The 18891-nt window shown below is 52.4% G+C and carries 16 protein-coding genes and 1 pseudogene; 10 read left to right on the plus strand and 7 right to left on the minus strand.

Going from position 1 to position 18891, the window contains the following annotated elements:
* Positions 1-161: 161 nt before the first annotated feature.
* On the minus strand, positions 162-1559 hold the full coding sequence (gene nhaA / locus ACGHP5_RS03945) for a Na+/H+ antiporter NhaA (protein WP_337656985.1): 1398 nt from the start codon (positions 1557-1559) through the stop codon (positions 162-164).
* Positions 1560-1571: 12 nt separating this feature from the next.
* Positions 1572-2612 carry an agmatinase family protein gene (locus ACGHP5_RS03950; RefSeq protein WP_290533252.1) on the minus strand — a complete coding sequence of 347 codons (1041 nt, stop codon included), beginning with the start codon at positions 2610-2612 and terminating at the stop codon, positions 1572-1574.
* A 93-nt stretch (positions 2613-2705) separates the two neighbouring features.
* Here ACGHP5_RS03950 and ACGHP5_RS03955 point away from each other — a divergent pair, with 93 nt between their 5' ends.
* From ACGHP5_RS03955 to ACGHP5_RS03985, 7 genes are all read left to right on the plus strand, one after another.
* Positions 2706-3701, plus strand: coding sequence for a 4-phosphoerythronate dehydrogenase (locus ACGHP5_RS03955; protein WP_337755836.1), 996 nt, complete (start codon positions 2706-2708; stop codon positions 3699-3701).
* 114 nt (positions 3702-3815) lie between these two features.
* Entirely contained in the window at positions 3816-5039 is a 1224-nt protein-coding gene (locus ACGHP5_RS03960; RefSeq protein ID WP_390568100.1) for a quinone-dependent dihydroorotate dehydrogenase, read from the plus strand.
* Positions 5036-6277, plus strand: a complete 1242-nt coding sequence (locus ACGHP5_RS03965; protein WP_390568101.1) for a competence/damage-inducible protein A — start codon at positions 5036-5038, stop codon at positions 6275-6277. The genes ACGHP5_RS03960 and ACGHP5_RS03965 overlap by 4 nt, the downstream gene beginning before the upstream one ends.
* 12 nt (positions 6278-6289) lie before the next feature.
* Entirely contained in the window at positions 6290-6841 is a 552-nt protein-coding gene (locus tag ACGHP5_RS03970) for a CinA family protein (RefSeq protein WP_295903934.1), read from the plus strand.
* Between the two features lie 79 nt (positions 6842-6920).
* Positions 6921-8840, plus strand: a complete 1920-nt coding sequence (locus tag ACGHP5_RS03975) for an ATP-binding protein (RefSeq protein WP_337755839.1) — start codon at positions 6921-6923, stop codon at positions 8838-8840.
* A 331-nt stretch (positions 8841-9171) separates the two neighbouring features.
* Positions 9172-9465, plus strand: a complete 294-nt coding sequence (locus ACGHP5_RS03980; protein WP_295941937.1) for a helix-turn-helix domain-containing protein — start codon at positions 9172-9174, stop codon at positions 9463-9465.
* Between the two features lie 151 nt (positions 9466-9616).
* Positions 9617-10552: a phage/plasmid replication protein gene (locus ACGHP5_RS03985; RefSeq protein WP_390568102.1), complete on the plus strand. Its 936-nt coding sequence runs from the start codon at positions 9617-9619 to the stop codon at positions 10550-10552.
* Between the two features lie 142 nt (positions 10553-10694).
* On the opposite strand, the gene ACGHP5_RS03990 is transcribed toward ACGHP5_RS03985, so the two are convergent.
* The 4 genes and pseudogenes from ACGHP5_RS03990 to ACGHP5_RS04005 form a co-directional block, all read right to left on the minus strand.
* Complete coding sequence (locus tag ACGHP5_RS03990; RefSeq protein ID WP_390568103.1) at positions 10695-10997, minus strand: hypothetical protein; 303 nt, start codon at positions 10995-10997, stop codon at positions 10695-10697.
* Positions 10998-11029: 32 nt separating this feature from the next.
* A complete protein-coding gene (locus ACGHP5_RS03995; protein WP_390568104.1) occupies positions 11030-13759 on the minus strand; it encodes a PL29 family lyase N-terminal domain-containing protein in 2730 nt (909 codons plus the stop codon).
* Between the two features lie 990 nt (positions 13760-14749).
* Positions 14750-15607, minus strand: a complete 858-nt coding sequence (locus ACGHP5_RS04000; protein WP_390568397.1) for a tyrosine-type recombinase/integrase — start codon at positions 15605-15607, stop codon at positions 14750-14752.
* A gap of 63 nt (positions 15608-15670) precedes the next feature.
* Positions 15671-15862, minus strand: a pseudogene (locus tag ACGHP5_RS04005) (Arm DNA-binding domain-containing protein); the annotation flags it as partial.
* Between the two features lie 319 nt (positions 15863-16181).
* Here ACGHP5_RS04005 and rpmB point away from each other — a divergent pair.
* From rpmB to ACGHP5_RS04020, 3 genes are read left to right on the plus strand one after another with little or no spacing between them, the layout of a single operon-like run.
* Complete coding sequence (gene rpmB, locus ACGHP5_RS04010) at positions 16182-16415, plus strand: 50S ribosomal protein L28 (RefSeq protein WP_022062508.1); 234 nt, start codon at positions 16182-16184, stop codon at positions 16413-16415.
* Between the two features lie 16 nt (positions 16416-16431).
* Complete coding sequence (gene rpmG, locus ACGHP5_RS04015) at positions 16432-16614, plus strand: 50S ribosomal protein L33 (protein ID WP_015547264.1); 183 nt, start codon at positions 16432-16434, stop codon at positions 16612-16614.
* Positions 16615-16626: 12 nt separating this feature from the next.
* On the plus strand, positions 16627-16785 hold the full coding sequence (locus ACGHP5_RS04020) for a DUF4295 domain-containing protein (protein WP_278945601.1): 159 nt from the start codon (positions 16627-16629) through the stop codon (positions 16783-16785).
* An 82-nt stretch (positions 16786-16867) separates the two neighbouring features.
* Here ACGHP5_RS04020 and ACGHP5_RS04025 read toward each other — a convergent pair whose 3' ends face one another.
* The gene (locus tag ACGHP5_RS04025; RefSeq protein ID WP_337755840.1) at positions 16868-18871 is read right to left on the minus strand and encodes a glycosyltransferase; all 2004 of its coding nucleotides are present in this window, start codon (positions 18869-18871) and stop codon (positions 16868-16870) included.
* Positions 18872-18891: the final 20 nt, after the last annotated feature.

The raw sequence follows: 18891 nt of genomic DNA on the forward strand, positions 1-18891 counted from the left end.
TGCAAGGTGCGGGCAGAAGCAAATTTATTTGCCTTTGCCGAACCGCAGTCCTTTGAGGGCGAAGCCGATACCAATGCAGGGCGCGTGTCCCTCCCCGCATTCTGCCGCGCCGGTCCGGACCGGGCGCCATTTCCGGCAAAGGCCGCGCAGGCGGCGGATAGCTACCGCCCGTCCTGCCGGGTCCGGCGGTTTTTCACCGAAAAGGCCAGGATCAGCAGGCACCCCACGACGGCGGCAGCCAGCGAACCCATCAGGATCGCGATCTTGCCGCGGTCGACCAGGTCGGGGTCGGTGAAGGCCAGCGAATCGACGAACAGCGACATCGTGAAGCCGATACCGCCCAGGCAGGCCACGGCCAGCAGCATGCGCCATGTAGCCCCCTCGGGCAGCTCGGCCAGACCGGTCTTAACGGCACCCCAGCTGGCGAGGAAAATGCCCAGCGGCTTGCCGAGGACAAGACCGAAGAAGACACCCATGCCGATCGAACCGATTTCGGGCGAATAGTGGAAAATATTGAGGTATTCGAGCGACGTGATCTCGACGCCGGCGTTCGCCAGCGCGAAGACCGGCATGATCAGGAACGTGACGTAGGGCGCCAGTCCGTGTTCCAGGCGGTAGCTCATGCCCACCGAATTGGCCGACAGGTCGTGCATGCGCCGCAGGTAGAACCGCTGTTCCTCGTTGGGGAAATCCTCGTGCGAGGCGGCACGGAGCATCAGCGCATTGAGCCAGCGCATCTTATGGGCGAAATACTCCTTGCTGTAACGCGGTTCCATCGGGATCAGCAGGGCCATCGCCACGCCCGAGATGGTCGAGTGGACGCCCGAGTAGTAGAACAGCCCCCAGACCACGAAGGCCGGGACCAGGTAGGAGAACATGCGCTTCTCGCCCATCTGTTTCATGAAGTAGACCCCCAGCATGATGACCAGCGCCACCAGCAGGCAGCCGATCTGCACCTTGCCCCCGTAGAAGAGCGCGATGACCAGGATGGCCCCCAGGTCGTCGGCGATGGCCAGCGCCGTGAGGAAGATTTTGAGCGACACGGGAACCCGGTTGCCCAGCATCGAGAGGATGCCGATGGCGAAGGCGATGTCCGTGGCGGTGGGGATTCCCCAGCCGTTTGCGGCCATCGTACCGTGGTTGAACGCCGTGAAGAATATCGCAGGAACCAGCATGCCGCCCGCGGCCGCCAGCACAGGAAGGATGGCCCGGCGTGCGGACGAGAGCTGACCGCAGACGATCTCGCGCTTGATCTCGAGACCCACGGCAAAGAAGAAAATCACCATCAGCCCGTCGTTGATGAACTTCTCGACGGTCATGCCCCGCGGGAAGATCCAGTCGATCACCCCGTCCGGCGAACGGACCATCAGCGAGAGATCGGTCTCCAGCAGGTGATGGTAGTAGAGTTTGGTCGCGGGGAGGTTGGCCAGCAGCATGGCGGCGATCACGCACACCAGCAGCACCACGCCTCCGGCCCAGGGCGCTTCCAGGAAGTTGCGGCCCCGAAGCCCCATCATGTGTCGCTGGCGGACCCAGCGGTACATCGAAAAAAGTCGCATTTATCAGTCGTTTTATTTTTCGTTTGACTTGAGGGTCTGCCCGCAGAGTTTCCAGAGCATGCGGGCGCCCGTGATGGCGTCGATCCGGTCGTCGGCCGCGGGGCACACCTCCACCACGTCGAAACCGATGATGCGGCGTCCCGAGCGGGTGAGCGTGTCGAGCAGCCAGACGGCCTGGTTGAACGTGAGGCCGCCGGAAACCGGCGTTCCGGTGTGAGGGCAGTTTTCGAAGGTCAGTCCGTCGATGTCGAAACTCACGTAGACCTCCTGCGGCAGCGCGTCAACGATACGGCGGCACTGCGCATCCCACGTCTCGCCGCGGAAAAGGGCGGCGGCGAGCGAAAGGTCGTCGAAGGTGGCGACGCGCCCGGAGGAAGCGGCCAGCGCGGCCTCCGACTCGCTGAAGTCGCGCACGGCGACCTGGGCGATCTTCGTCACCTGCGGCACGTCGCGCAGGACGTTGAACATGACCGAGGCGTGGGAAAACTCAAACCCCTCGTAGGCGTCGCGCAGGTCGCAATGGGCGTCGACGTGCAGGATGCCGAACGCCGCATGGCGCGCGCCCAGCGCCCGGATCAGCCCGTAAGGCGTCGAGTGGTCGCCGCCGACCAGCCCCACGGTCTTGCCCGCATCGAGCCAGCGCGAAGCCTGCGCCTCGACGTTGGCGTTCATCGCCATGCACCCCTCGTTGACGCGGCGGACCTTGCGCACGACATAGTCGTCCTCCAGGCAGCCACCCCCTTCGAGGTGGTCGATCACTCGTGCGGCGTCGGTCCGCAGGCGCTGCGAAGACTCCTGCAGCGAATAGTCCACGTCGGCCGTAGCGATGCCGCGGCGCCAGGCGCCGGGGGCCAGCGGATCGTAAAAATCCAGCTGCGTCGAGGCTTCGATGACGGCGTCGGGGGCATAAGCCGCACCGGCCCCGTAGGAGACCGTCACGTCCCACGGCGCCGAGATCAGCACCAGTTCCGCCGTTTCGGGAGCGAACGGAAGCCCGAAATAGGTTCCGTTGTCCACGCCGACTCCATCCGGGTCGAAGATTTTCTGTTCCATAACATGCTTTTGAACTGCAAAGGTACGCATTTTTTATTTTTTACCTATCTTTGTTTACTTAAAGACGAAAATCGACGAAAAAACACCCATATCATGAAAATCATTGCTGACAGCGCCATACCTTTTCTGCGGGGCGTTCTGGAGCCGTTCGCCGAGGTGGAATACCTCCCCGGAACGGCGATTTCGGCCGCCGCCGTGCACGACGCCGACGCGCTGGTGATCCGCACCCGCACGCGGTGCGACGAAAAACTCCTGGCGGGTTCGCGCGTAAAGCTGATCGCCACGGCGACCATCGGCTTCGACCACATCGACACGGCGTGGTGCGCGGCACACGGCATCGAAGTCACGACGGCCGCGGGCTGCAATGCCCGGGGCGTGCTGCAATGGGTCGGCGCGGCACTCGTTCACCTCTCCCGCACGCAGGGATGGCAGCCCGCCGAACGCACGCTGGGGATCGTGGGCGTGGGGCACGTCGGGTCGCTCGTGAAAGCGTATGCCGAAGGGTGGGGATTCCGCGTCGTCTGCTGCGACCCGCCGCGCGAGGAGCGCGAGCGGTGCGGGTTCCGGCCGCTGGAGGAGGTGGCCCGCGAGGCCGACATCCTCACCTTCCACACGCCGCTCGACGCCTCGACGCGCCACATGGCCGGCAGCCGCCTGTTCGGCCGGATGAAATCCGGCGCCGTCCTCATAAACTCCTCGCGCGGGGAGGTGGTCGACGGCGAGGCTCTGCTCCGAAGCGGTCTCGGCTGGGCGCTCGACGTCTGGGAGCACGAGCCGAACCCTGATCCGGCGCTGCTGGAAAACGCACTGCTCGCCACGCCCCACATCGCGGGCTACTCCGAGCAGGGCAAGGCCAACGCCACGGCCATGTCCGTCGCCTCGCTGGCCCGCCGTTTCGGCCTGCCGCTCGACGGGTGGTATCCGCCCCAGGCCGCCCCGGCGGTTCCGCGGCCGATCTCCTGGCAGGAACTTTGCCGGACCATCGGCGGGGCATACGACATCGCGGCCGAAAGCCGCCGCCTCAAGGAGCGGCCCGGGGATTTCGAATCCATGCGCGACCATTACGCCTACCGCCGCGAATATTTTTAGCACAAACGGCACGGATTGCACACACACCGGTGTCCGAAAAAGGCGAAACCCGCTTTTTATTAGCTAATTCGTCCTTTTTTAATTACCTTTGCCCGCGATTATCAGTTAAGAACCATGTACCGGAGAGTCATAAAGCCCGTACTTTTCTCGCTTACCATCGAGCAGGCCCACCACGCGGTGCTGCTGTTGCTGCGCATCATCGGGCTGATACCCGGCGGCCGCTGGCTGCTGCGCAAATGCTACGCCGTGGAGCATCCGGCGCTCGAACGCGAGGTGTTCGGCATCCGCTTCGCCAACCCCATCGGACTGGCGGCCGGATTCGACCACAACGGCGAGGCGTTCCGTGAACTGGCCGCGCTGGGATTCGGATTCGTCGAGGTAGGAACCGTGACGCCCCGTCCGCAGGCAGGCAACCCGCGGCCGCGGGTGTTCCGCCTCCCGAAGGACAACGCCATCATCAACCGCATCGGACTCGCGAACCGCGGGCTGGAAGCCACCATCCGCCACCTGCGGCGCCCGCACGACGGCGTGATCGTGGGCTGCAACATCGGCAAGAACACCTCGACCCCCGCCGAAAACGCTCCGGCGGACTACCTCAAACTCTTCCGCAGCCTCTACCAGTATGCGGACTATTTCACCGTCAACATCAGCTGCGACAACGCCTGCCGCGAAGGCACGACGCACACGCGCGAACATATTCTCCAGATACTCAACCCGCTGTTCGACTTCCGGCGCGGGCAGAACCAGTTCCGGCCGATCATGCTCAAAATATCGCCCGACATGCCGGACGAGGTGATCGACCAGATCACCGACGTGCTGCTCGAAACGCCGCTCGACGGTATCGTGGCCACCAACGGGACTCACAGCCGCGAGGGACTCCACACGAGCCGCACGGCGCTCGAAAAGATCGGCAGCGGACGCCTCGGCGGCGCCCCGCTCACGCGCCGCGCCGTGGAGATCGTACGCCGCGTCCACACCCGTTCGGGCGGAACCTACCCCATCATCGGGGTCGGCGGACTGATGTCGGCCGACGACGTGCGGGCGATGCTCGACGCCGGGGCCGACCTCGTACAGCTCTACACCGGCTACGTCTACAACGGTCCCGGAATGGTCAAAGAGGTGTGCCGCGCGCTGATCGCCGACGCGGAAGCCCGCCAGGCGGCGGAAAAGGCCGCACGGCAGGCCGCCGCATTGGAAGCCGCCGAACCGAAAACCGCTGTATCGGAAGTCTCCGCTCCGGAAACCGAAGTCCCGGAAGCCGCCGAACCGACATCCCCGGCCGACGCCCCGCAAACACAGCAGAAACCCGCAGAAAAACAGGAATCCATCCGGTCATGAAAGCGACAATCATCACCATCGGCGACGAAATACTCATCGGGCAGATCGTGGACACCAACTCGGTCTCCATCGCCAAGCACCTCAATGCGGCGGGCATCGTGGTCCGCGAGAAAATCTCGATCGGCGACGACCGCACGCAGATCATCGAAACGGCAGAGCGCGCCCTCGCCGCATCGGAGGTGACCGTCGTCACCGGAGGACTCGGCCCCACGAAAGACGACATCACCAAAAAGACCCTCGCGGAGATGTTCCGCAGCGACATGCGCTACGACGAACAAGTGGCCGTGCACGTCGAGAAGATGCTCGCCGAACGCGGTATCGAGTTCAACGAGCTCAACCGCTCGCAGGCGATAGTCCCCGCATGCTGCACGGTGCTGTTCAACGCCCACGGCACGGCACCGGGCATGTGGTTCGAGCGCGACGGACACGTGATCATCTCGCTGCCGGGCGTGCCGTTTGAAATGGAACACCTGATGGAGGACGAGGTGATGCCCCGCCTGAAGGCCCGCTTCGCGCTGCGGCAGATCATCCACCGCACGATGATCACCGCGGGACTGCCCGAATCGATGCTCGCCAAGCGCATCGAAGCGTGGGAAAACGCCCTGCCCCCGTACCTGAAACTGGCCTACCTGCCCAATCCGGGCGCGGTGCGCCTGCGCCTGTCGGCCTACGAGGTGGAGGGCGAGAGCGTCGCCCGCGAAATCGAGAGCCGGTTCGAGGCCCTGCGCAAGATCATCCCCCACAACATCCTCGGGTTCGAAACCGCGACCATGCAGGAGGCGGTGCACAAAATACTCACCGCGCGCGGGCTGACGCTCGCCGCGGCCGAAAGCTGCACGGGCGGCTCGATCGCCGCACGGTTCACGGCCATGCCCGGCGCTTCGGCCTACTTCCTCTGCGGAGTGGTGTCGTACAGCAACGAATCCAAAGCCGAACTGCTGGGCGTCGACCCCGCGGACATCGCCCGCTACGGAGCCGTGAGCGAGCAGGTGGCCCGCCAGATGGCCGAGGGCGTCCGCCGCGCGGCAGGCGCCGACTACGCCGTGGCCACCACCGGGATCGCAGGACCCTCGGGCGGCTCGGCGGAAAAACCGGTCGGTACGGTGTGGATCGCCGTGGCGACACCCCGGGAGACGGTCGCAATCCTCAAACAGTGCGGAACCGACCGGGGACAGATCATCGACCGCGCCGGCGCCTTCGCCATCGGCCTGCTACGCGACTGCCTGAATGGAAACTAAACACCTCCAGCCATGAATAAACTGCTCGTCATGCTGGCTGCGCTCTCCCTGACAGCCTCCTGCAACTGCTTCAAACCGGAAAAGAGAGTCCACCGCCTGCTGACCGACCGTACGCAGACGCTCGCCGTGGCCGAAAGCTGCACGGGCGGGACCATCGCCGCGCGGTTCACGGCCATGCCCGGCGCCTCGGCCTATTTCAAAGGCGGCGTGGTGGCCTACTGGAACCAGACGAAAGAACTGCTGCTGGGCATCTCCCGCGACACCATCGCCCGCTACGGCGTGGTGAGCGAAGAGATCGTGCGCAAAATGGCCGAGGGCGTCCGCCATGCCGCCGACGCCCATTACGGAATCGCCACCACCGGCATCGCAGGCCCTTCCGGCGGCACGCCCGAACTCCCGGTGGGTTCGGTCTGGATCGCCGTCAGTTCGCCCGAACGCACCGTGTCGCGGCTGATCCGCGTAAGAGGCAACCGCAGCAAAGTCATCCGCAAGGCCGGTTCGGCGGCCCTCTCCCTGCTCGAAGAAGAGATGCTGACGGAAAAAACAGCCCGTTATAATCCTTAAAAAAGCGAATTTATATACTTTTTTATTTGGTTTTTTCGGTTTTTGCGGCTAATTTTGTGCACTTTTAGCCCAAAATGTAATGAAAAACGCCCTGCTACTTCTGGTGATACTGGCAGCATCGGTATCGCCGGTTGCCGCCCAATCCTCGGCCGACGGTCTCGACAGCACGCTCGTAGCTTACTACCGCTGGTGCAACCGCCACAAACAGGACCCGGAAATGCTGCTCAAGGCCGACACCATGTTCCGTCTCGCGGGCGAAAAACAGAACCGCCGCATGCAGGCCGTAGCACTGTGCCTGAAAACCGACTACTACTATTACACCAACAAATTCGACTCGGTCAAAGTGTGGGTGGCGCGCACCCAGCAGTTCACCCGCCAGCACAACCAGCCGACGCACTACTATTTCGTCTGGACACGACTGATCTCCTACTACACCAAGTACAGCAAATACACCCTCGCCCAATATGAATTGGAACGCTTCCTCGACCAGGCCATCCGGGACGACTACAAACCGGCCATTGCCGAGGCATACAAGCATTTAGGACACATTTACCGGACCAAATCGCTCTACAATACGGCCATCGACACCTACCTCAAGGCCATCGATGTCGCCGAGCGGAACGGGCTGAAAGAGGTGGACGTCTCCGACCTTTACCTCCAACTCGGCGAGATGTACACCCAGCAGCGGAAATACGACCAGTCCGAGAGAGCGCTCCGAATGGCCGAAAAGACCATCCTGCTCCCCGAACATATCTGGCGCGTGCGCATCGCCCAAGCGAATCTCCATGCCGAGGAAGGGGAGTTTGCACGCGCCCGGCAGCTCCTGCGCGAAATCCGCGACGGGAGCAACGGATACGCCTCGGAAAACAAGATCAGGGAGATCGAACTCTCCATCTACAAGCACTCCGGCGAACTGCACAAGGCGCTGGAAATCGTCAACAAACAGCTGGCCCCCTATGAAAAAACCCGGGACAGCACACATTATTTCTATATCCCGATGCTCGGAACCCGGGCCGCGATCAATTACGAACTGGGCAACTACAAGGCTTCGGCCGAGGACCTCTCGCGGCAAATGGCTCTCGCACAAAAGAAATACGACCAGAGCAACCGGGAGACGCTGAACGAATTCGCCACGCTGTTCGACGTCGAACGCCTCGACCGCGAAAAGGCCGAAGCGCAGCAGCAGGCCCAGGCCGAACGGCTACGCCGCGCCCGCGTGTTCGAGATCAGTTTGGGTGTCATCCTGCTGCTGGCTTCGATATTCATCTTCATCCTGACGCGCCTCAACCGCCGCCTGGCCCATGCCAAACACGCCGCCGAGCAGGCCAGCCGCATGAAGGGCGTCTTCATCCGCAACATCACCCACGAAATCAACACCCCGCTGAACGCGATCGTCGGATTCGCCGAACTGGCCTCGACGGCCCCGGAAAACGACCCCGAGCGCGATGCCTACATCGACATCATACGCGAGAACAGCGGGTTCCTGCAGAAACTCGTGGACGACGTGCTCTACATCGCCGACCTCGAATCGTCGGACACCCCGCCCGTCAGTGCGCAGGCCGACATCAACGCCTGCTGCCGGGAGTGCATCCGCGGGCTTTCGAAACACGGCATGGCGGAGACCGCGATCCGGTTCCTTCCGGAACGCGAGAAATTCACGGCCGGAACCTCGTGCGTGCTGCTCACCAAAGCGCTCACCGAACTGCTGCGCAACGCCGTGCGGTTCACCGGACAGGACGGAACGGTATCGCTCTCCTACGCCGTGGCACAGGACGGCCGGAGCGTCACCTTCGCCGTTGAGGATTCCGGCCCGGGCGTCCCCGAAGGAGAGCAGGAACACATCTTCGACCGCTTCGTCAAAATCGACCCCTACGGCCAGGGCCTCGGGCTGGGACTGTCCGTGTGCCGGCTGATCGCCCGCACGCTGGGCGGCGACGTGCGCCTCGACACGCGGCACGTCCCCGGAGCGCGGTTTCTGCTGACGATCCCCGTCGAATAGCGCAAATGCGCCCCGAATCGGGTCTCCGGCCGAAAAAAAAGACGGCCGCTTTTGCTATTTGCCGAAAAGGTTGTATATTTCTGCATGTATTTAATCTTTTAATTGATAATCAATTAATTACACTCAAGGCGACGTATTGAGAGTAACAAATTGGTAACAAAAATATCTAATTTCTACGATTTTTTCACAGATATAAGATATTAATACATAGATTCTTGCGAATCCTCAACCTTGACTGGTTGGGGATTTTTTGTTGCAATTTTTTAATCAAAAGCAAAAACCGATGATATACTATATATAAATATTAATTAAAAATTAAAATTTCATAAATATGAGAACAGAATTACAAACTGAACTACAAGAGATTAAACAATTGTTGTTGTTGAACAACAAAACCGTATTGACACCCGACGAAGTATCGTTGATGTACGGACTGAGTAAAGACTACTTGTATCACCTGACCAGTGAACGGGTGATCCCGTTTCATAAACCGAACGGCAAAAAAATCTTCTTCGACAAGGAGGAGGTAGAGAATTGGTTGTTGCAGAACCGACAGGATACCGTCGAAGAAACACAGCAAAAAGCAACGTTGTACAATTTGAAAAATATGGGAGGGGTACGATGACGAATATATATTATAAATCAACGTATCGAACGACTATGGCGAACAATATCAATATCATGCAGTGGATTTGTACCGAGAATCACTCGATGACCTCCGACGAATCCGTTGCACATATTAATATTGTTTTTAATACAAAATATTTGTTTGAATCATGTTCGATACTATCAATATAAACCTTCGATCAATTGATACCCAACAATTGAATTTTGTCAAGACGGTTACTCGTGATCTGAATGTCGATACAACCACATCCCGATATGGAACCACATATATTTCCCATATTGACAATCTGACTATCCGAACAACGACACAAGGAGTATCCATCGGCAACGGCAGTCTTTGCAAGTTTCTTTACGGGAACAACGTGGTCAACTTTACGAGGACTGACACCCGACTTGCATTTGAAAAATTGTCCGACACGTTGCATATCTCGTTGAACAATGCAACTGTCTCCCGGATGGATGTTGCATACAACTTTGAGGTTACCTACCCTCCGGAATCCTATTTCTACCACTTGGGGAATTTGCCTTACTACAAACGACTGGAACAGTTGTACAACGGTGTAGAGGGATTGTATTACAGTTCGGTCTCCGACAAAAAACAATTGGTATTCTACGACAAGATCAAGGAGACGATCCATCACAAAGATTACATTCCACCGGAATATCAAAACAAGAATTTGTTGCGGTATGAACTTCGTTTTAAACATCACATCAAACAAATTTTCAAAGTGAACAAGGTGGCTGTTCCGATGTTGTATGATGTTGCGTTCTACAATCGAATTGTCGATTATTGGAAATCGGTATACCGAAATATTGTCAAAGTCAACGAATACGAGATCGACATCACCGATTGCCAAGGGATTCGGGACTTGAACAAGATCGGGATGTTGTTGTTGGTTGAACGAGAAGGAGGAATGATTGAGTTTTTCAAGAGAATGGATCAGCAATTTAAACTCGGAGAACTGGACAAACGGCAACTCTCGGAGATTAAACGACAAACTAAATTGTTATTGCAAAACAAATCGATAGGAGTAGTCCGTAGTCCTCTTATCGAGGAGTTGAATACACTCGTTGAGGGGGTGTAAACAAATATACAATCACAAGAAAAACCGAGAAAAATTCGTCAAAAAATGATGATTTTTCTCGGTTTTTCAATTGATTTTTGTTGTGAATATCAATCCAAAAAATGAAACGATTTGGAATTGCAATTGATATATCACTTGTAGATCACATTTGCTTGGTTATCGGTACGTTCGGTTGTGAGAACGATGATGTTTCACAGAATCGTTTCCCATAAGATGTAATTGTCAATTCTATCTGGTGACCTTGATAAGAAGCAATTACATATCCCTCACGAGAAAGAATATCGACATAATAATCTTGGAAATTATATTGATCCGCAAAAATCTCATTCATAGAATACAACCTTTGCATATTGCCATCTGCTAAATCTTTTTTATATAATTCTAATAAAATGTGATCTAAGATTTTATTTTTGTAATCGCTAATTTTATTCAATATCTCCGACATAACAAATGGCATTTAAGATTAATAATTGAACATTAATTCATGGGATAACCATCGACATAAAGAGTTGTATGAGGATCAAAGAATTTTAGGAAATCCGGATAAATACTTGACGTGTATTGGTATTGGTTTCTTGTCATATATACGGATTGAAGATTGGGATTTTCCATACATATAATTAAACAACCATTACGATTACACATGGTGACATCTATTGAATTAGTCAAATTATTATTGTGTATGATTGCACCTCCTAACTGTGTATTATGTGTGAAATCCAATGTTTCTATTTTGTTATTATAACCAGTCAATTGTTGCAGTCTTGAATTTGCCGATAAATCAAGTTTAGTCAACTGATTGTTTTCACAACTTAATACCATCAGATTTTTGCACTCGGATAAATTTAGTTCCCGTATTTTGTTATTACTGCAATAAATCTGAGAGAGATTCGGATTGTTTGAAATGTTTAAAGATGAAATCGTATTCCCAGAACATTCGCCGGGGAAATTGAATGTTGGAGAAGATATAAATTTTCCATTCGAATAATCCAATATTGTCAATTGACCGTTTTGGGATATGTCCAAATCTGTTAGTTGATTGTCATTACAATATAAGGCAGATAGTTTTGTATTGTTTATTGTACTAATTGACGATAATCTATTGTTCCCACAATTTAATAATGTCAATTGTGGATTATTCATGACATCCAACAGGGAGATTTCATTTCCAGAACAATCCAACGTACTTAAAATCGGATTTTGAGATACATCCAATCCAGATAATTTATTGTTGGTGCAATATAAAATCTCCAATTTCGAATTTTTGGTTACATCCAATATCTCTAACAACGGATTAGATTCAATTCTCATAATAGCAAGTTGATCGTTTTTACCGATGTCGATCGACTGTAACGACTCATTGTTGGTACAATCCAATTGCAGAATCTGTGTATTCGCAAATGATAATACAAGATTGTTATATGATGATTTATCAATAGTCATCATATATGATTCTTCTATACTACTGCTATTGTCCGTAATGACGTTCTTGCCATTTTCAAGCAAATAGAGTGTTATCAAATCCTTGCAATTACTGAAATCCAATAATTGCAAATCGTTTCCATAGCAAGACAGGGTTTGCAGAGAGGTGTTTTCACTTGTATCCAGTTCTATAATCTGATTGTTGCTGCAATCAAGGATTTTGAGTTGCAAGTTTCCTGTTAAATCCAATTTTGCAATAGAGTTATTGCTACAATTCAACGAAACAAGATTCGGGAAATTCTTGATTTCTGCAATTGACGTAATTCCCAGACCACTACAATCAATAGAAATGATTTCGTTTACTTCTGATTGGGAGAGAAACCCATTTTCATCCTTATCAAAATTCGTTAAGATATATTCTTCGAATTTTGAATCTTCAAATTGGTAAGGTTCTACTTTTACAGAGAACGAGAACATGACAAAACTCTTGGAATCCGTCCCCATTGCAGTAATTGCAATTTCACCACTCTCTTCTGCAAAAGTATTCTCTTGGGGAGGTGCAATAACAGTCATTACATCTCCAAGAACAGAGACTTTCCATCCGTCAGGTTTCGAGATTGAAATTTTGGCAATATTGTTCTGTACAATATCAAACGTTCTTGTTTCACCATATACAAACAATTGCCGATCAGAAACATTTGATACAGTAAAAGATACCCCTTTAGACAAGGGGATAGACACTACCTTCCCATCGGTGAATGTAAAATACACGAAATTATCGTCATAACGGACATTGTTGAAGAAAGAACTACCGTCAACCCCATCTTTTCCGTCTGTTCCATCCTGTCCGATTGCTTTTACATCTTTTCCATTTGTATCTTTCAGTCTTTGAATACCATTCCCCATGTCGATTGTCCAATATCCTTCGGAATCGACACCCAAAACCGGAGTGATGCCATCTTTGCCGTCTTCTCCGTCAGAACCGTCCTTACCATCGGTTCCATTCAAGGATTCCAGCCATTCTTCGATGGTTCCGGAATATCCTTTCTCTACTGCCAGTTCGTATGCAGATTTGCCATTCGATCCTTTCAATGATTCCAACCACTCGTCCAATGTCCCCTCATATCCTTTTTCAACAGCAAGTTCATATGCAGATTTGCCGTTCGACCCATTGGTTCCATTCAAGGACAACAACCATTCTTCCAATGTTCCTGTATATCCTTTCTCTACTGCAAGTTCATATGCAGATTTCCCCTCGGAACCATTCTGACCATCTGAACCTTTCAATGATTCCAACCACTCCTTCAATGTCCCCTTATAACCTTTTTCAACTGCAAGATCATATGCAGTTTTGCCATCTACTCCGGAAACTTTCAGTTTATTTCCATCGTTATCCAACAACCAAGTCTTGTTTCCATTGGTTGTGATTGTCCAATAATAGATACCTTCGTAGATGTCAATACCGATAATAGGGGAATCTTTGCCATCGATTCCATCCTTGCCATGTTTAATGGTAATGGTATTCCCTTTTGCAAAAGTGATTGTATATCCACTCTTGTCTGCAAGTTCTTCTATTTTGACAATGTAATCCCTTGCATTGATTGCATCGATGATACTCTGAATCGAACTGATGTCCGAGTTCATGGTTTGTACCGTTTTCTCCAAGGATGCAATCCGATCTTTCAGATCATTGACATTTTGCCACAGTTTACTGTCGTCATACTCGTCACTGCAACTTACAAACAGCAATGTAGCAATACACAACACCGATAGAATTTTTTTCATAGTAACTATTGTTTGAATTGATTGAACATTCAAATTGTAGTTACCATTCAACTCCCAAATGGTGGATTCAATCAAAAAAGAAAGTGTGGAGTTGTTTGTCTATCTGGATAGAGGTTCTGGTAAACCCAAGGACAAATAAACAATACCCCACACTTGAATAGTATATATCCGAACGATACATAGCTATACAAGTGACGAGTGCCATTGTTATCCTTGTCCTTTTGAAATTTACCAGATTTCTATCCAAGGATGATGCAAAACACTTTCATCAATAATATGTCTGTCCCCGAAGGAACACCACAAAGGTATAAAAATGTTTGCTAATATCAATACACTCAACGGGGTATTGCAGAACAAATTTAACCCGAATATTCCAAAAAATCACTATTTTACTTTCAGTATCTTCTCAGTATGTTGCCGGTTTTTCCTCTCGATAAATACAAAAAAACGAATCTACCTATGGATTTTCCTACTTACAAAGTCACCGAACGAACTTATCGATACGGAGTTCGTATCCCCGATTCCAATTTCTTCGATTATCTGGTCAGTACCTATGATCTTGTCGTCGATAAAGAGGGTAAAATCTCCCTCTACGATACTTTACGAATTACGAAGATAGATTGTTCCCACCGAGGGATCGAGTCGTTTGCAGGGATCGAATCGTTCCCGAATCTGACCTATTTGAATTGTGGATGGAATCCCGTCAAAAAACTCGAATTACGGAATCACTATAAACTGAATTATTTGTTTTGTCCCGGATGTGAATTGTCCCACCTCGATATAATGTCGTGTCATTTCCTTACGGTTCTGAATTGCAGGTTCAATCGTCTCCGAACTTTGAATCTCGACTATTGTTATTCCCTACGATTTTTGTCGTGTTGCAACAATTTACTTAAAACACTCGACGTCACACCTTGTTCCGATTCGATACGGGTCAACCGTAACGACAATCCCGGTCTTTTTGAGATAATACACCGAGTTCAACAAAGATCAATATAGGGGAGGGATACTATTGACTGCCTTTCGTTTCGTTCTGTCAACGACTTTTGCATATTGCATGGTGGTTCCGATATCGGTATGTCCCAATATCTCCTTGACGGTATAGATGTCCACACCGGAGTTCAACAACAAAGTTCCGCAAGTGTGTCTGCTGCAATGGAACGTGATGTGTTTTGAGATACCCGAATCCGACACCCACTTTTTCAGGGTTTCACGGATTGCATTATCCGAAGGTAACGGAAATACCGAATCGGACGAATGTTGTTCCGGGAGTTGAGAGATTGCATTGTCCGACAAGGGAATGTAGTTCTCGATCTTTGTTTTTTTCTGTCGAAAGTTGAGTTGCATTTGATTGTCCGATCCCGTCGTAATGTGGTTCCACGTCAGATTACGGACATCCGAAAGTCGTAATCCCGTAAAACAACAAAATAAAAATGATCTTTTGACAACTTCGTTCCTACTGGGGGTGGCAATCAATTTTTTGAGTTCCGATTCGGTCAGGTACTCTTTGTGAGATTGTACTGTCGTCGGGGAATCCACCGATTTGGTCGGATCATGGGCCAACAATTCATCTTTGATTGCCTGATGGACAATCATTTTCAACGAGGCAAAAATATTGTGTTGAGTCGATTGTTTGAGGGTTCGTTTCTGTCTGCCGGAATTTGCCGATATTGCAGAAGACAAATATCGGACGAATCCGTTCAGGTACTTGACATCTACATCTTTCAACAGAATTCGATCACCCTTGTATTTTTTCAGGTGGTATATCAACATCCGTAGAGAACCGGGAACCCCGTTTTTGCCGATCTTCTGTTTGTTATTACTGACCTGTTCGATGTATTGTATCAAATTGACATCGGGTCTTTTGCTGGTAAACCCGTGTAGATCATTGAAGAACTCGACGGTTCTTTGGGATTTGATTGCATTTGCCAACCGGAGGGTTTCCTCGTTTTTAAGTCGGTCGGATTTTGTTCGTTCGGGAACAAGATACAGATGCAAAAATTCGTATCTACGATCTCCTCTGTAATACAGATCGAGGTACAGGGACCGGTTCCCACTACCGGTCGGTTTACTTCGCAATTTTATGATTCCATTATTTGTCATATTTTATTTTTAATATTTACATATTATATGAGGGAAATAATGAATCGATTAAATTTGTCCGGATTTTTTATTGGGATTTTCGGAATTTTTTTCGTATATTATAAAGTAACAACGGGGTAACAAATCAAGACCAGCAAACAGTCGTGTAAAACAGTTATTCACAGATTCCGGATTATATTTCTGACGAATGGAATGAATTGACTGCCATTTGCTGCCGTTCAATGATTTTGTATGTTTTATTGATTTCTTTTTGCCGATAAATAGTTTTGTTGTATATTTGCACTCCCTTAATCGGGTTTTAACCAAAAATAATCAAACAATGAAAGTTTGCGAAATCACAGGCAAGGTGGCGATCGTGGGAAATAACGTCTCGCACTCGCACCACAAGACCAAGCGCAAATTCAGTCCCAATCTGAAAACCAAGCGCTTCTGGTCCGAGCAGGAGGGTCGCTGGATTACCCTGAAGGTATCCGCCGCCGGCATGAAAACAATCAACAAGAAAGGGCTTGCAGCCGCTCTGCGCGAAGCTGCCGCACCCAAAAGCGTGTACTAAAAACAACGAGTAGCAAATGGCAAAGAAAGGCAACAGAGTTCAGGTCATCCTCGAGTGCACCGAACAAAAAGAGAGCGGCGTTGCGGGAATGTCCCGTTACATCACCACCAAGAACAAGAAAAACACCCCCGACCGTCTGGAGCGTAAGAAGTACAATCCTTTCCTCAAGCGGGTTACCGTTCACCGTGAAATCAAATAGTAAAGAAGCTCTATGGCAAAGAAAGTAGTCGCAACACTGAAAACCGGCACGGGTAAGCAGTTCACCAAGTGCATCAAGATGGTCAAGTCGGACAAGACCGGTTCCTACATGTTCAAGGAAGGTGTCATCGCCAACGACCAGGTAAAGGATTTCTTCGAGGAGAAGAAATAAGTATTTTAAGAGCACGACTCTTAAATACAAAGGGCATCTTTCGGGATGCCCTTTGTGTTTTCAGGATGTCGGCGGCAGGCCGTTACCGCCGCCGCGCCGTTTCCCGGATCAGGCGGCGGGTGTTGCGGACAAACTCCCCGACGCCGTGCACGGATTTCACGTACTCGCACGCCGCAGCGGACAGCTCCTTGCGCCGCGCCTCGTCCTTGATCAGCGTGCGGACCGCATCGACGAAGAGGTCGACCTTGTCGAATCCGTCGCCGAGCACAGGTCCGGTGTAGATACCGAAGCGCGAAGTCATCCCGTCGGGGTTCTGACAGCTCACCAAAAGCGTACCGCAGGCCAGCGCTTCGAGGAACGTCACGGGCAGCGCCTCGTGAATAGACGTGTTAATCAGAATCTTCGCCTCGCGGATGCGGCGGAACTTCTCTTCGCCTTCGAGGTGTCCGACGAAATGGAGGTTGGGAATGCCCGTGCGATAGGGCGCCATGATCTCCTCGTTACGGTCCTTCTCGATCTGCGACTGCCCGACCAGGTAGAACTCGTATTCGGGCATACGCTTGGCGACCTCGCAGAACAGCCACGCCCGTTTAACCGAGGCGATGCGGCCGACGAAAACCACCTCGTCATGCTTGACGCACGTGTCGGGGTCGAACCCGGTCTCCACGTCGATCGGATTGGGCAGGTACTCCACGGGGGTCTGTCCGGCGAGCCGGTAAAGGATGCGGGCCTTGTCGGCGAGGTAGCGCCCCTGGGTAACGAACGACACCCGTCCTTGTTTGAAAAGCCGATTTACGGATTCATAAATCCGGGTGTTCCAGTAACAGGTTTCGGGGAACAACCCGACTGTCTGAATCTCCAGCCAGTCGGTCCAGGGCCGCGGGTCCTGCACCCAGAGCAGCAGCGGCGTATCGCTTTTCCCCTCGTAGTGGAGCATATCCCACGTCATCTCGGGCGCGAAGTAGAGGTCGTAATGCTTGCGTTTAAGCCACCGGGCGATAAAATGGCGGCCCGGCAGGCGGTAGAGGAAAACGTTATCCACGCGAATCCGCGAAGCCATCGAGAGTCCGTGATGCCGCCCGATCAGCACGTCGATCCGGATGTCGTCGCAGGGAATGTATTTGGCAATGTAGTTGCGCGCAAGGAATCCGATGCCACCGATGGCCGTGCCTCCGCCACCAAAAAATTCATTGACGATCAGCGCGACCCGAATGGGTTTCACCCCGGCCGGCTGTTTGCGCAGGAACGCCGGCAACGTTTTCTGCACGGTCTGCCGCAGTTGCAGCCCGTAGCGGGCCAAACGGTACGGCGTACGGGCCAGGTAATGATAATAAAGCCCTTTCAAGGCATTGGGGCAGAGCGCAGCCGACCAGGGTTTCCGGGCGCCGGTGTAGTGGACGACAACAGCCCCGGAACGCCGGTCGGGATAGTCGCGAACATACTCCGAGGTGAAATTGAACCGATCGGGCAGCTCGAGAATCCGCCCCCGGCAGACGATATTGATAATATCCTGGTCCTGAAAACGGATCCGCCCCTCCAGTTCCTGCGTCGCAGCGCACAATTTGCGAAAAAGCCCTTCCCTGCGCATCTCCGCGAGGTTCAACACCAACACCCCGGCGTTGACGTACAATTCGTCCAACTCGAACCCGATCTCCGGCTTGTAGTGAAGCAATTCAATTCCCCGGTCGCGCACTCCGGCACACAGAAATCCGCCGAGGTCCGTATTCCACAACTCCGCAAGACTCCCCCGGACCACCAGGTCGGCGTCGAGGTAGAGGGCCTTGTCGAGTTGCGGAAAGAGTTCCGCAATGGCATACCTATAATAGGTGTGCCGCGAGACGTGGGGGATGTTGAGTTTCAGTTCCCGGAAAACGGCGTCGTCGACGACACGGACATCCAGCCGGCAATCCGCATGGCGTTTGGCCACCGCGTCGAGCCGGCGCCGGCTGCCTTCCGACAATCCGTCGGTCAATATGCAACAGTCGAACGCCAGTTCCGGGTTGTTTTCCAGTACGGAAACCAGCATCACACAGCAGTGCTGCGCATAGCTTTCGCCGATAGCGACGAAAAGATTTATTCGCTCCAAAGAATGCATGTTATAAAGAT

This window comes from Alistipes sp. i18-0019-D1 (genome assembly GCF_042852885.1).
In the GTDB taxonomy this organism is placed as follows: domain Bacteria; phylum Bacteroidota; class Bacteroidia; order Bacteroidales; family Rikenellaceae; genus Alistipes.